The 14,551-nt window shown below is 70.8% G+C and carries 8 protein-coding genes; 7 read left to right on the top strand and 1 reads right to left on the bottom strand.

Annotation, left to right across the window (positions count from 1 at the left end; all coding sequences use genetic code 11):
• Positions 1–35: 35 nt before the first annotated feature.
• The 3 genes from ACIQLK_RS07595 to ACIQLK_RS07585 all read left to right on the top strand — a co-directional run bounded on the left by ACIQLK_RS07595 (position 36) and on the right by ACIQLK_RS07585 (position 3,887).
• Positions 36–1,283 carry an extracellular solute-binding protein gene (locus ACIQLK_RS07595; protein ID WP_400363931.1) on the top strand — a complete coding sequence of 416 codons (1,248 nt, stop codon included), beginning with the start codon at positions 36–38 and terminating at the stop codon, positions 1,281–1,283.
• 67 nt (positions 1,284–1,350) lie between these two features.
• Positions 1,351–2,958, top strand: coding sequence for an ABC transporter permease subunit (locus ACIQLK_RS07590; RefSeq protein ID WP_400363930.1), 1,608 nt, complete (start codon positions 1,351–1,353; stop codon positions 2,956–2,958).
• Complete coding sequence (locus tag ACIQLK_RS07585; protein ID WP_400363929.1) at positions 2,958–3,887, top strand: sugar ABC transporter permease; 930 nt, start codon at positions 2,958–2,960, stop codon at positions 3,885–3,887. The genes ACIQLK_RS07590 and ACIQLK_RS07585 overlap by 1 nt, the downstream gene beginning before the upstream one ends.
• On the opposite strand, the gene rsmI is transcribed toward ACIQLK_RS07585, so the two are convergent.
• Complete coding sequence (gene rsmI, locus ACIQLK_RS07580; protein WP_400363928.1) at positions 3,877–4,707, bottom strand: 16S rRNA (cytidine(1402)-2'-O)-methyltransferase; 831 nt, start codon at positions 4,705–4,707, stop codon at positions 3,877–3,879. The two genes, ACIQLK_RS07585 and rsmI, sit on opposite strands and share 11 nt — an antisense overlap.
• 23 nt (positions 4,708–4,730) lie before the next feature.
• On the opposite strand from rsmI, the gene ACIQLK_RS07575 reads away from it, so the two are divergent.
• From ACIQLK_RS07575 to ACIQLK_RS07560, 4 genes are read left to right on the top strand one after another with little or no spacing between them, the layout of a single operon-like run.
• Entirely contained in the window at positions 4,731–6,323 is a 1,593-nt protein-coding gene (locus ACIQLK_RS07575) for a dolichyl-phosphate-mannose--protein mannosyltransferase (RefSeq protein WP_400363927.1), read from the top strand.
• A 26-nt stretch (positions 6,324–6,349) separates the two neighbouring features.
• Complete coding sequence (locus ACIQLK_RS07570; RefSeq protein ID WP_400363926.1) at positions 6,350–7,471, top strand: FHA domain-containing protein; 1,122 nt, start codon at positions 6,350–6,352, stop codon at positions 7,469–7,471.
• Complete coding sequence (locus ACIQLK_RS07565; protein ID WP_400363925.1) at positions 7,468–8,625, top strand: serine/threonine-protein kinase; 1,158 nt, start codon at positions 7,468–7,470, stop codon at positions 8,623–8,625. Before ACIQLK_RS07570 ends, ACIQLK_RS07565 begins: the two co-directional genes overlap by 4 nt.
• Complete coding sequence (locus tag ACIQLK_RS07560; protein WP_400363923.1) at positions 8,626–14,547, top strand: Ig-like domain-containing protein; 5,922 nt, start codon at positions 8,626–8,628, stop codon at positions 14,545–14,547.
• The last annotated feature ends 4 nt before the right edge of the window (positions 14,548–14,551 follow it).

Raw genomic sequence — 14,551 nt, 5'->3', positions numbered from 1 at the left:
GACAGTCGGATCGACCACATCCGGAAGGAAGATCCATGCGCAAGATGGGTATCGGCATCGCCGCACTGGCGGCCGGCTCCCTGCTGCTGGCCGGTTGCGCCGGCGGCAGCAGCACCACCACCCCGGCGGAGCCCGAGTCGGCGGCTCCGATCGACGCGAGCGGCGTGACCCTCACCGTCTGGACCGATGAGAACCGCGAGCCCGCCATCACGGCCGCCGCGAAGACGTTCGAGGAGGAGACCGGCGCGAAGATCGATCTGGTCCAGAAGAACTTCGGCGACATCCGCAACGACTTCACCAACCAGGTGCCCACCGGCAAGGGTCCCGACATCACGATCGGCGCGCACGACTGGCTCGGCGGCTTCGTGCAGGCGGGCGTCGTGGCGACCGTCGACCTCGGCGAGAACGCCTCGAAGTTCGAGAAGGTCGCCACCGACGCCTTCACGTACGACGGCCAGACCTACGGCCTGCCCTACTCGCTCGAGAGCGTCGCGCTCGTCCAGAACACCGACCTCGTCGGCGAGGACGCGCCGGCGACCTTCGACGACATGATCGCGGCGGGCAAGAAGTCGGGCGCCGATCGTCCGTTCGTCATCAACACCGAGAACGCGAAGGGCGACGCGTACACGATGTACGGTCTCCAGACCTCCTTCGGCGCCCCGGTGTTCACGCAGGACTCCTCCGGGTCCTACACGAACGAGGTCGGGATGGGTGGCGACGCGGGAACCGCCTTCGCCACGTGGCTCGGCGAGCACGGCGAGAAGGGCTCGGGCGAGATCTCGACCACGATCGACTACGACACCAACAACGAGCTGTTCGCCTCGGGCAAGGCCGCCTACACGATCCAGGGCCCCTGGGCCATCAAGGCGCTGACCGACCAGGGCGCGAAGATCAAGGTGAACCCGATCCCGTCGGCCGGCGGCGAGACCGCGTCCCCGTTCGTCGGTGTGCAGGGCTTCTACATCAGCGCTGAGAGCGCGAACGCTCTCGTCGCACAGGAGTTCGTCACCAAGTACCTCGCGACCTACGACGCGCAGAAGGCCCTCTACGAGGCCGACCCGCGCATCCCGGCCTGGTCCGACCTCGCCGAGGAGGTCTCGTCCGACCCCGTGATCGCCGGCTTCGCCGCTTCGGCCAAGAACGGCGGCCCGATGCCGAGCATCCCCGAGATGGGTTCGGTCTGGGACCTCTGGAACGCCGCTCAGGTGCAGATCATCAAGGGTGCCAACCCCGAGGGCACCTGGACCACCATGGTCGCCGACCTCGAGAAGACCATCGGCTGACACGCTTCCGGGGGCGGGGCGGGCACGCCCCGCCCCCGGAGACCACTTTCCTCGAGAGGGAGACGACATGACGGCTCTGCAGAGCCCCACCCTGCCGGAAGAGGCACCGCCGGCGACGGAGTCCCACGCCCGCCGCTGGTCGGGCCTCGGCTGGGGGTTCCTGGTCAAGCTGGTCCTCATGGGCCTCATCAACGCGATGGGGCTGTTGGGCATCATCGCCGCGTTCCAGGCCCAGTCCTGGATCGTGTTCGGCGTCGCCGTCGCCCTGCTCCTCGCAGCCGACGTCGTGTACTTCACCAAACGCGCCCTGCCCCTGAAGTACCTGCTGCCGGGGCTGTCGTTCCTGCTCGTGTTCCAGGTGTTCATCTTCCTCTACACGGGGTACATCGCCTTCACGAACTACGGTGCCGGCCACATCGGCTCGCAAGAGCAGGCGGTCGCCGCCTCGCTCGCCCAGGGCGAGCGGCGCGTCGAGGGCGCCCCCACCCTCCCCCTCACCGTCGTCGAACGCGGTGGCGAACTGGGCTTCGCCGTCGTCGAGGACGGTGAGCTCCTGGCCGGCTCCGCCGACGAGCCGCTCAGCTCCGTCGGCCCCGCCCCCGCATCCGGACCCGCCACCGAGGTCCCCGGCTGGAACGTCGTCCCCCGCAACCAGATCATCGGCGACCAGGCGACGCAGCAGGCCGTCATCGACCTCCGCGTCCCCGTCTCCGACGATCCCAACGACGGCTCGATCCGCACCCGCGACGGCTCCAGCGGTGCCGTCTACCAGTCCACGATGACGTGGGATGCCGAGACGCAGACGATCACCGACAGCGCGACCGGCCTCGTCTACACCGCGAGTCCGACCGGCAACTTCGTCGCCGGCGACGGCACGACGCTTCCCACCGGGTGGGTCGTCAGCGTGGGCTTCGACAACTTCGTCAAGCTGTTCACCGACCCGACGATCCTCGAGACGCTGGGACTGGTCACCGGGTGGACCTTCGTCTGGGCGGTGCTCTCGGTCCTCATCCCCTTCGCGATGGGACTCGTCTTCGCGCTCATCTTCAACGATCCTCGGGTGCGGGGTCGGAAGATCCTCCGGACGCTGTTCATCCTCCCGTACGCGTTCCCGGCGTTCATGTCCGCCCTGCTGTTCCGCGGCATGTTCAACGCCGAGTTCGGCGTCATCAACGAGCTCTTCTTCGGCGGCGCGAACATCGACTGGCTGGGCGATCCGTGGCTCGCTCGCGGGGCCGTGCTGTTCGTGAACGTCTGGCTCACCTATCCGTACTACTTCCTGGTGTGCACGGGTGCTCTGCAGGCGCTTCCGCAGGATGCGCTCGAGGCGGCCTCGATCGACGGCGCCGGCCGGTTCCGTCAGCTGCGGGCGATCATCCTCCCGCTCGTGCTGGTCTCGACGGCGCCGCTGCTGATCTCCTCCTTCGCGTTCAGCTTCAACAACTTCACGATCATCTACATGTTCAACGCCGGCGGGCCCGCGATCCCGGGTGCCCCGTACGCACTCGGGTACACCGACATCCTCATCTCCGCGATCTACGACATCTCCGGAGTCTCGGGAGGCAAGGCCGACTACGGTCTCGCGAGCGCCCTGTCGATCCTCGTGTTCATCGTGGTGGGCGCCGTGTCCGCCCTCGCGTTCCGTCAGACCAAGAAGCTCGAGGAGTACCAGTGATGTCCGCTCCCTCCACCCCCGCGACCACCGCGACCATCACGACCGGTGGGTCCTCTCGCCGTGCCTCGACCCTCCGACCCGCGCAGCGCAGGCGGTGGATGCTCGACGTCGGCTGGAAGTACCTCGTCGCGGCGGGACTCCTGTTCTATGCGATGTTCCCGCTCGTGTACGTCCTGTCGGCGTCCTTCAACCCCGGCGGCACGCTGTCGGCGGCGAACGCCCTGTTCTCCGTCATCGACATCGGCAACTACGCAGCCCTCACCGAGACGAGCTACTGGGCCTGGTACGGCAACACGCTGCTCGTCGGCGGCGCGTCGGCGGCGGGCGCCGTCCTCATGGGCGCGGCGGCGGCCTACGCCTTCTCGCGGTTCCGGTTCAGCGGCCGGCGGATCAGCCTGACGGCCCTCCTCATCGTCCAGATGTTCCCGCAGGCGCTCGCGTTCGTCGCGATCTTCCTCATGCTGCTGACCCTCGGCGAGGTGTTCCCCGTCCTGGGGCTCAACTCCAAGATCGCCCTCATCTGCGTATACCTCGGCGGTGCACTGGGCGTGAACACGTTCCTCATGTACGGGTTCTTCAACACGATCCCGATGGAGATCGACGAATCGGCCAAGATCGACGGTGCGACGCATGCACAGATCTTCTGGCGCCTCATCATGCCGCTGGTGACCCCGATCCTCGCCGTCGTCGGCCTCCTGGCGTTCATCGCAGCCTTCGGCGACTACATCATCGCGAAGATCGTCCTCGTCTCCGAGGACAACTGGACCCTCGCGGTCGGGATGTACCAGTGGGTCTCGAACCAGCTCGCCAGCAACTGGGGGCTCTTCGCCGCGGGAGCGATCCTCGCCTCCATCCCGGTGCTGGCGCTGTTCCTGTCGCTGCAGCGCTACATCGTCGGCGGCCTGACCGCCGGGTCCGTCAAGGGCTGAGCGGCTTCTTCGCCGCCACGGCGGCACGGTAGAGGTCTCGCGAGGGCAGCCCGGTCTCCCGCGAGACCTCACCGGCCGCGTCCTTCAAGCGGATGCCGGAGGCCACGAGCGCCTGCACCTGGGCGACGGCGTCGTCCTCGCTGACTGCGCGGACGCTCGCCCCCTCGACCACGACGACGATCTCGCCGCGGACGCCCTGCCCGGCCCACTCCGCGAGCTCGCCGAGCGGGCCGCGGACGACCTCCTCGTGAAGCTTCGTCAGCTCGCGGCACACGGCGGCGCGACGGTCCGCGCCGAACGCCTCCGCCATGGCGGCGAGCGTCTCGGCCAGGCGCGACGGCGCCTCGAAGAAGACCATGGTGCGCGCCTCGGAGGCGAGGGAGCCGAAGATCGTCCGACGTTCCCCCGCTTTGCGAGGTGCGAAGCCCTCGAACGTGAACCGGTCGGTCGGCAGGCCGGCGAGGGCGAGGGCGGTGATCACGGCGCTCGGCCCGGGGAGCGCCGTCACGTGGACGCCCTGTTCGACGGCCGCGGCGACGACCGCGTAGCCGGGGTCGCTGACCGTCGGCATCCCCGCATCGCTGAGCAGCAGCACGTCCTCGGCTGCCGCGAGTGCGACGAGCTCGCCGGCGCGCTGCTTCTCGTTGTGGTCGTGCAGGGCGATCAGCCGCGGCCGGTTCTCGATCCCGAGGGCCTGCAGGAGCCGCTGGGTGGTGCGGGTGTCCTCCGCGGCGACGATCGTCGCGTCCTCGAGGGCCGTGCGCAGACGCGCCGTCGCGTCGCCCAGATTTCCGATCGGGGTCGCGGCGAGGATCAGCACCGCCCCAGCATAGGCTGGTCGCCGTGAGCTCGACCGCGGAACCACTGCTGCCGCCGCTCTCGATGCGTCCCCGTCTGGACTCCCGCGTGGACGCCCTTCTCCGCCGGGTGAACGCCCTCCCCGCGGCGGCCTGGATCGCGCCGCTGGTCGTCACGATCCTCGCCGGCATCCTGCGGTTCTGGAATCTCGGCCACCCGCACGCGATCGTCTTCGACGAGACGTACTACGTGAAGGATGCGTGGAGTCAGTGGAATCTCGGCTATGCCGCCACCTGGCCCGACGACGCCGATCAGCGCTTCGCCGCCGGTGAGACCGGCATCTACGAGACGGAACCGAGTTTCGCGGTCCACCCGCCGCTCGGGAAGTACCTGATCGGCGCCGGGATGGCCCTGTTCGGACCGACCTCGTCGTTCGGCTGGCGCTTCGCCGTCGCGCTCGCCGGGACGCTCGCGGTCCTGGTGCTCTACGCCATCGCGTGGCAGCTGAGCCGGTCGATCGTCTTCAGCTCGGTCGTCTCCGGCCTCATGGCCATCGACGGGCTCGCGATCGTCATGAGCCGTGTCGCCATCCTCGACATCGTCCTCACCCTCTTCGTCCTCCTCATGCTCTGGTTCGTCCTGCTCGACAGGCGGCACCACCTCGACCGGCTCGCGCACGCGATGCAGCGACGGGATGCCGGGGGCCGGGCGCCCTGGTGGGGACCCGTGCTCTGGTGGCGACCGTGGCTGTTCGCGGCGGGCGTCGCCGGCGGCGCGGCGTGCGGTGTGAAGTGGTCGGGCGCGTGGGTGCTGGGGGCGCTGGGCGTCTACGCCGTCGTCAGCGATGCGCTGGCCCGGCGACGGCTGGGCGTCTTCTTCTGGCCTGCGGATGCCGTCCGCCAGGGCGCCGTGGCGTTCCTCGTCTTCGTGCCCGTCGCCGTCGTCGTCTACCTCTCGAGCTGGATCGGCTGGCTCACGACGGACGGCGGCTACGGAAGGCACGCGGTCGACGGCACTCCCGCACAGGGATCCTGGTCGTGGGTGCCTCTGCCGCTGCAGAACCTCTGGCACTACCACGAGACGATCTACACGGCGACGGCCCAGATCACCTCGTCGCACCCCTATGCGAGCCCCGCCTGGCAGTGGCCGCTCCTGCTGCGCCCGACGTCGATGTACGTGGGCAACACGGCGGACGGCGTCGACGGGTGCGCGAGCGCGCGCGGCTGCATCGAGATCCTGTATTCGATGCCGAACCCCCTCCTCTGGTGGCTCGGCGTGCTCGCCGTGCTCTGGATGGTCGTGCACGGGCTCCGGACCCGGGATTGGCGCGCCGGCATCGTGCTCGTCGGTGTCGGGGCGACGTACGTTCCATGGCTCTTCTACCCCGAGCGGACGATCTTCCAGTTCTATACGGTGCTGGTCCTCCCGTTCATGCTCCTCGCGGTCGGCCTCGCACTGCGCGCCGTCTGGGGATCGGGCCGGGACGCAGCGGGAGCGCGGCTCGCGGGACGGCGGATCGTGCTGACGGCGACGGCGATCATCGTCGCCGTGTCGGTGTTCTGGTACCCGCTGTGGGCCGCGATCAGCGTGCCCATGGAGTTCTACTGGATGCACAACTGGCTCCGCGGATGGGTCTGAGCGCCGCCCATCAGTAGGCTGTGACCGTGTTCCGTTACCCCACCCCGACGCTCGCCGCCGAGGCGGGGTACGCCATGGCCGGCGATCGATTCGCCATCCTGCTCGGCGCCGCCGTTGCCGAGGGCATGGTGGCGCGCCTGTGGAACGCCGCGGTGGCCGAGACAGCCGTCCTCGAGGACGTCCTGAGCGTGCTCGTGGCCGGCGGGATCCACGACCTGCCGGACTTCGCCGTCGCCGAGTTCCCCGACGACGACGCACAGCCGGTGCGGGTCGCCGTGCGAGGCGCGGCGATCGTCGAGACCTCGGATCGCACGCGGGTGTCCGGCGCTGAGGCGCGGACGTGGATCGAGACGGCGCTCGCAGGGGCCGTCGGCATCCGCCTCGCCCTCGGGACAGGATCCGCCGGCGGCGACCTGCTGCCTCTCGGCCTGGGTGTCACGCGAGCCCATGAGCTGTCGTGGGGGCGTCCCTTCCCCGCCGGACGTGAGCCGGAAGCCGACGTCACGTCCGCTGCGGCCGGCGAGGTCCCGGCGGGGACCCTCGCTCCGGTGACGGTCGCCGTCCCCACCATCGCAGGCCCGACACCCGCTCCTCCCGCGCCCGCCCCGTCGACGACCGAGGAGGAGATCGACGTCCTTCAGACGATCTCCGTCGACCGCAGCCTGTTCGCGCGCCTGTTCGAGGACGAGGACGACCTCGAGCTGCCCGACTTCCTGCGCGACGACGCTCGCCGCACAGACCTCCCCGACGAGCGCACGCGGTTCGGCTCGCGGCGCGGCTCCCGCACGCCGCCGCCGGAGAACTCCTACGGCCTGCGGCTCCCCGGCGGTCGCACCGTTCCCCTCGACAGGCCCGTCGTCCTCGGCCGCGGACCGCGGCCGAGCGAGCATCCGGAGGCCCGTGTAGAGCGCGTGTCCTCGCCGCACAAGGAGATCTCGGGAACTCACCTCGAGGCCGTCCTGGACGGCAGCACCCTGGTGGTGCGCGACCTGGGCTCCACGAACGGGACGATCGTGCGACCGCCCACCGGCGCCGCAGCGCTGCTGCGCGGGGGCGCCGCCTCGCGGGTACCGGTCGGAACCGAACTGGATCTCGGCGACGGTGTGACCGCCGTCTTCGACACGCTCGACCCCTCGACGGGGGGATGAACGACCGCGTGTCCAGCCGGCTTCCCTCTTCGCCGCCCGGGATCTCCGGGTTCACCTACGTCCGCCCCTTGGGCACGGGCGGATTCGCCGACGTGTTCCTGTTCGAACAGAACCTCCCGCGGCGTCCCGTCGCCGTGAAGGTGCTCCTCGAAGACGTGGTCGATGAGAACGTGCTGCGGATGTTCAACGCCGAGGCCGACGTCATGGCGCGTCTGAGCGCTCACCCCTCGATCCTCACCATCCATGAGGCGTCGGTGTCAGCGGACGGCAGACCGTACCTCGTCATGGAGTACTGCCCGACCTCTCTCACGCATCGCTACCGCCGTGAGGAGATTCCCGTGGCGGAGGTGCTGCAGCTGGGGGTCAAGATCGGCTCCGCGCTCGAGACGGCGCATCGAGCGGGCCTGCTGCACCGCGACATCAAGCCGTCGAACATCCTCGTCACGGCGTTCGGCTCGCCCGTCCTGTCGGACTTCGGGATCGCCGCCGCCGTGGAGGCCCGTCCCGACACCGAAGAGGTCTTCGCGATGTCGGTGCCGTGGTCCGCACCCGAGGTCGTCGACGAACGCGTGTCCGGGTCGATCGCGGCAGAGGTGTGGAGCCTCGGTGCCACCGTCTACTCCCTCCTCGCCGGTCGCAGCCCGTTCGAACGCCCCGGTCGGGGGCAGAACACCCGTGATCAGCTGAAGTCCCGGATCCGGAAGGCCGCCTACGCGCCGATCGGCCGTTCCGACGTCCCACCCGAGCTGGATGCCGTGCTCGCGCGCGCCCTGAGCCGTGACCCTGCGGCGCGGCATCCGACCGCCGCGGCGTTCGCGCACGACCTCCAGGTGATCCAGCACCGAATGGGCGTGCCGCACACCCCGCTCGAGGTCGCCGTGGATGAATGGGCAGCCGCCGGGGCGACCGTCGACTTCGCCGACGACCTGCCGCGCGGTCCGGTGCGGCCGGCCGTCGAGTACGCCTCGTCCCGCCCAGAGCGCCGTCGGAGCGCCGCAGCGCGACGGCCCGACGAGGGGACGGTCCTCGCGGGCGCGGAGCCCGCACGCCGGATGCGACGCGGCACCGTCATCGCCCTCGTTTTCGGTGCCGGCGTCATGGTCGCGGCAGCCGCCGCGGCGGTCACGGCCGTCCTCCTCGGCGGGGCGGGCTGAATGGCACGCTCGGGAACCGACCGGCCGCGCGTGCGACGGTCGACCTGGATCGGCGCAGGTGCCGTCACGGCGATCGTCGCCGTCGTCGGAACGCTCGCTGTCGTCTGGCCGGGCTACGACGCGCAGCAGACACCGGTCGAGGATCCGACGGTGTGGGCGCTGCAGACCGGTGCCGGCAGCGGCTACGCGCGGGTCAATCTCGACCTCGGCGAGATCGACACCGTCAAGCAGGTCGTCAACGGCACCCAGGTCGCGCAGACCTCCGACCGGCTGTTCGTGTTCAGCGAGGGCGGCTCCGCCTTCTCGGACGTCGATCTCGCCCAACCCGCGGACCTGACCGGCGAGGACGATGACGCGACGGCACCGACGCCGGCCGGGACGGTCGAGATCGTCACGGCCGGAGACGCGATCGTCTACCGGACCGAAGGCGGCGGCGTCTTCGGGGCGACCCTCTCTGGCGGCGGCGCGGCCTCCCCCATCGACCCCTACGCCGAGGTGGAGCGCAACGCCGACGAGGAGGCGCCGCGCTTCTCGGCATCCGCCGTCGCGGTCGACGCCGAGGGCGTCGTCTACGCGTACTCGGCCGCAGAGAAGCTCATCGTCCGCGCTGAGGCCGCGACAGGCCGCATCATCGGCCAGGACGAGACACCGATCGCCCCGGTCGATGCCCAGGTGAGCGCGGTCGGGGGTCGCTGGGTCCTCTACGACGTCACCACGGGCGACGTCGCCGTGCGCGGCCGCGACGATCTGGTGCGCACGACCCCGCTCCCCGGCGCCCTCCTCCAACGCGCGGCGACGACCGGCGACGCCGCGTACATCGCCGACCCGACCGGCATGACGCGTGTGCCGCTCGAATCGGGGCCAGCGGACCGGCCGGTGGAGTCCGCGGGCCTCGGCTCCCCCGCTGTCCCGACACCGTCCGGGCGGACCGTCAACGCCGCCTGGCTCGGCGACGGCACCGGCGGCGGGAGCCTCTGGTCCAGCGAGCGACCTGACGAGACGGTGCCCCTCGACTACGCCGGCGCGACCATCGGCGACGCGGTCGACCCGGTGTTCGTCGGCAACGGGTCGCGTCTCGCCCTCAACGACCGCGGGTCCGGCTGGGTGTGGCGGGTTCCCGACGGCGTGCTCGTCCCGTCGTCGCAGCAGTGGCGTCCCGAGGACACGAGCGAAGCCGCCCCCGACACCGAGGAGGACGTGGAGCGGGTCCTCGAACCCAAGCCCCCCGTCGCCGTGGACGACGAGTTCGGTGTGCGTGCGGGCTCGGTCGCCCTGCTCCCGGTACTCCTGAACGATCATGATCCGAATGAGGACGTCCTCAGCATCGACGTGGGCGGTTTCGAGGGGGTGGATGCCGCCTTCGGTCGTGCCAGCATCACCGGCGCCGAACAGCAGATCGCACTCGACGTCTCGCCCGACGCGACCGGCACTGCCACGTTCCGCTATCGCGTCACCGACGGGACCTCGCCCGGCGGACGTCTGTCCGAGTACGCGACCGTGACGGTCCGCGTGGTCCCCGACGAGGAGAACTCGCCTCCGGTCTGGTGCGGCGTCCCCGACTGTAAGGCCACCTGGCCGGTCCTGTCCGTCGCACCCGGGGGCACCGTGACCGCCGACCTCCTCAGAGGGTGGGTCGATCCCGACGGCGACCCGGTGTATCTCGCCGGGATCGACGGAGCGCCCTCCGTGGGGACGGCCACGACCTCCCCCGAGGGTGAGTTCACCTATCAGCATCCCGATCCGAGCGAGACGGAGGCTGCCAGCATCCCTGTTCCGGTCGTGGTCTCGGACTCCCGAGGCGCGACGACCACGCAGGCCGTCACGGTGCAGGTTACCCCCGCGCCCGACCTCCAGGCCGAGTCGTTCGCGGTGACCGGCGTCGTGGGCGAACCGTTGGACGTCGACCTCACTCCCTACGTCACGGGCGCGTCGGGCCCGCTGTCGATCGGATCGCTCGTCGCCCTCGACTCCGAGCGCGCCACGGTCACCCCCACGCCTTCAGCTCTGCGCATGACCTTCACGGCGCGCGAGGCGGGGTCGTACGTCGTCCAGTACTCCGTTCGCGACGGCGTGACCGAGGCGTCCGCGCTCGCTCGCGTGACGGTCCGCGACCCCGCCGACACCGTCGTGACGACACCGCCCCTCACCGCCTTCGTCCGCCCGGGCGAGGATGCGACGATCGACGTCGCCTCGGCGGCGGCGAACCCTGCCGGGCTCGTCCTGCTCCTCGACGACGTCCGCCCCGACAGCGACCCGACGGCCTCGCTCGGTGTCGACCTCGTGGGACAGAGCCTCCTCCGCGTCAGCGGGACGACCGACGACGGCCGCCCCGGGCGCCTGGGCGTCGTCCGCTACACGCTCACGGACGGCGGCGAGGCGACGACGGCGGAGGGTGAGGTCACCGTCATCCTCCTCCCCGCGGGCTCCGCGGAGCAGCCGATCGCGGTCGACGACGCCGTGACGGTCCGGGGCGGGACGCAGGTCGACATCCCCGTCCTCGACAACGACCGGGCGCCCGCGGGTGCCCTCGTCGGCATCGATCCCTCGTCCATCGTCAACGAGACGGGGGGTGGCCTCGCCTTCGCGTCGGGACGCATGCTCCGCTACCTCGCGCCGCGCGAGGCCGGCACCTATGCGCTGAGCTACACGATCTACCGCCTGGGCTTCCCCGAGGTCGTCGACACGGCGCGCGTCACCGTCACCGTCACCGGCGGCGACGAGAACCGCGCGCCGGTGCCACGCACCCTCGTCGGGCGGGTCGTCGCGGGCCAGTCCGTCAGCATCCGCTTCGATCCGTACGCGGTGGATCCCGACGGCGACGATGTCGCGCTGGACGCGATCACGACCCAGCCCGAGCGGGGGTCGGCGACGATCTCCGCCGACGGGCGGTCGATCGTCTACACGAGCAGCGAGGGCGCATCCGGGCAGGTGAGGTTCGCCTATCAGGTGAAGGATGCCCGAGGCGCCACCGGCGTCGGGGAGGTCCGCGTCGGCGTGATCGCCGGTCAGAGCGATCCCAGCCCGGTGACCTTCAGCGACTACGTGCAGGTGCAGGCGGGAGCGGACAGCACCGTCGTCGTGCGGCCCGCCGACAACGACGTCGACCCGTTCGGCAGCGCTCTCGAGCTCACCGACGTCGTTCCGAACGCCCCGGCGGACAGCCCCGAATTCGACGCGCTGGCCGACCGCGTGAGCGTCGACGGTGCCGCCGTGACGATCCGGGCCGGAACCGCCCTGGGAACCTTCTCTTACTCGTACGAAGTCGCCAACGCCGACGGCGACACCGCGATCGGCCTGCTGGTCGTCAAGGTCGTGCGCGATCCGGTGCCGGACCACCCCGTCGTCGCGGACACCGTGCTGACGATCGAGGACCGGGACCGTTTCCCGACCGGCGTCGACGTTTTGAGCGGAAAAGTCGCCTGGACCGGCGGCGATCCGTCGTCCCTGACACTGCGGCTGTGGGGCGCGTCGGACGATCTGCGTGTGTCGGGCTGGAAGATCTCGGGCGACCTGCCCGCGCAGAGCCGGCTCATCCCGTTCGAGGTGAGGGGGACGGCCTTCGACGGCACCGATGTCACCACCTACGGCTTCCTCCGCGTCCCGGGGACGGACGAGGTCCGCCTCGCGCTCCGCAACGGCGTCGAGCCCCTCCTCGTGCGCGAAGGCGAGAGCGTCGACGTCGATCTCGCCGACCTGGTCGCCGTCCCCGACGACGCCGCGCTCGTGCTCGACGGCGCCGGCACGAAGACCGCAGGCGCACGATCGGAGGCGACGTGCCGCGTCGTGTCGGGCACCATCATCCGCTACAGCGCAGGCCGCGGTGCGCCGTGGACAGACTCGTGCATCGTGTCGGCACGGCTGGCCGGCGCTGATGACCCGACCGTCCTGTCGGTGCCCGTTCGGATCGAGGCGGAGATACCGCAGCCGTCGCTGCGGAGCGCCTCGATCGGGGTACGCCCGGGGCAGACGCAGACCTTCGACCTCACCCGTATGGTGCGGTGGGCGGGCGCTGCCGACGACGGCGCGCTCGAGTTCGACGTCTCGTACCGCGGCGACCAGTTCGAGGTCACGCAGAAGGACGCCGTCGTGACGGTGACCGGGCGTGACGAAGCGCGCCCCGGGCGCGAGGAACAGGTGACGATCTCGCTGCCGAGCCATCCCGATGCCGCCGCCGCGAACCTCATCCTCACCGTCGGCCCTTCGCCCTCGACGCTGCCCCGCGGTGGTTCCGCGGTGAAGACGTGTTCGCAGGCCGACGGAACCACGTCCTGCACGATCGAGGTGGTCGGCGCCGACGGTGAGGTCAACCCGTTGCCGGGAACACCCCTGCGCGTGGTCGGTGCGGCCAGTTCGGGCAACTGCGACGGCGTCCGATTCGCTCCGGCGGGCGATCGTGCGGTGCGCGCCAGTTGGAGCTCGGATGCCGAGGGCGCGGCCCGCTGCGCGGGTACCTTCGTCGTCGAAGACGCTCAGGGGCGGCAGTCCAGCGGCGACCGCAACGGGTCGATCGTCCTCGACCTCCGAGGGCTCCCCGCGAACCCCACACGTGTCGAGTGGACCGCGTACAGCGAGGACACGGTGAGTCTCCGGGTGACAGCGGATGCCGCTTCCTACCCGGCCGTCCAGGGATACCGCATCACGACGGGCGGCCGGGAGGTCGCGACATGCCCGGCCTCGGGCGTGTGCGCACCGATCTCCGCACCGGTCGGCGAGCAGCGGGTGTACGAGGCTCGCGCGACGAACGACGTCGGCGCCTCGCGGGGAGCGGTCCGGACCACGGCGTGGGCCTACCGTCCCCCGGCGCGGCCCGCCGCGGCATCCTTCCAGCCGGAGCCGAACGGCGGCGAAGGGGGCCTGGCGACGGTCACGGTGACGGGACTGGATGACACGACGGGTACGGTGCGACTGGCCGGTGGGGTCGCGGGAAGCGCGACGCAGCCGGTCAGCGGGGGGACGGCGACCTTCACGGGCTATCGCGTCGGGTCCAACGAACCGACCCAGCTCACCGCGACTCCGCTCACCGAGTTCGAGCTGCCGCCCATCGCCGGCGGTTCCAGCGAGGGACGGGCGCTGGAGCTCTCCGCCCATGGCGTGGGGGCGCCCACGATCGAGCTGTCCGAAACGACGACGTCGAACTCGATGACGGTGTCGGTGCGCGTCACCGGACAGAGCGCCGGGACCGAGCCGCTGTTCGGGTTCAGCGAGTCTCCCGCCTGCACCCCGAACACCCGCTCGTCCAGTCAGAGATTCGACGCGGTGGCGTTCCAGCGCAAGACGATCCACGTCTGCGTGACGAGCACGTTCAACGGCACCGCCGGGTTCGGCGTCACGAACGACCAGGTCACGGCCCGGCCGACCGGCAACGTCGATGTGCCCGGCCGGCTGACCTATTCCGTCTCACCGACCCCTCGCGGCGATCAGGGCTCCGGCTTCACCTATGCGGCAAGCGGGCACAGCGACGCGGGAGAGCCGCCGTTCGAAGGAGCACAGCTGCGCTACCGGCTCAACGGTCGGTCCGTTGATGCGTTCGCGCCGCGACTCAACCAACCGGGCGACCGGTGGGGCGCCGTCTGGTGCGACACGTTCCTCGGGTTCGACGCGGAATGCTCCGGTGAGACGCCGATCGTCCCCGAGTCGGGCAGCGCCGACTGGCCCGTCTACGTCGCCACCGACGACCTCCCCTCCTGCCGCTCCGACGAGGCGGCGCGGGACTGGTTCCCCCGCGACATCGGGCGCAACGTCGCCACGGTCGACAAGAGCGTGCGCGAGGGTGACCTCGGTCCGCTGTCGGTCACGTATACGATCCGGTGGACGGGCGCGCTCGCCGAGCTGCAGAGCCCTCCGGGTCTGACCGTCGACTGCCGCCAGATTCCGCCGCCGGATCCCGAACCGGAACCCGACCCCGACGCCCCCGCGGGCTGAACCG

It is taken from the genome of Microbacterium sp. NPDC091382 (assembly GCF_044757025.1).
Taxonomy (GTDB): domain Bacteria; phylum Actinomycetota; class Actinomycetes; order Actinomycetales; family Microbacteriaceae; genus Microbacterium.
The sequence above is the reverse complement of the archived record's forward strand: the minus strand, read 5'-3'. Positions and strand labels throughout refer to the sequence as shown.

What these genes read in the sequence shown, in the direction of transcription:
- ACIQLK_RS07595 (WP_400363931.1), top strand. Translation starts at nt 36, where the DNA reads ATGCGCAAGATGGGTATCGGCATCGCCGCACTGGCGGCCGGCTCCCTG.
- ACIQLK_RS07590 (WP_400363930.1), top strand. Translation starts at nt 1,351, where the DNA reads ATGACGGCTCTGCAGAGCCCCACCCTGCCGGAAGAGGCACCGCCGGCG.
- ACIQLK_RS07565 (WP_400363925.1), top strand. Translation starts at nt 7,468, where the DNA reads ATGAACGACCGCGTGTCCAGCCGGCTTCCCTCTTCGCCGCCCGGGATC.
- ACIQLK_RS07560 (WP_400363923.1), top strand. Translation starts at nt 8,626, where the DNA reads ATGGCACGCTCGGGAACCGACCGGCCGCGCGTGCGACGGTCGACCTGG.
- ACIQLK_RS07585 (WP_400363929.1), top strand. Translation starts at nt 2,958, where the DNA reads ATGTCCGCTCCCTCCACCCCCGCGACCACCGCGACCATCACGACCGGT.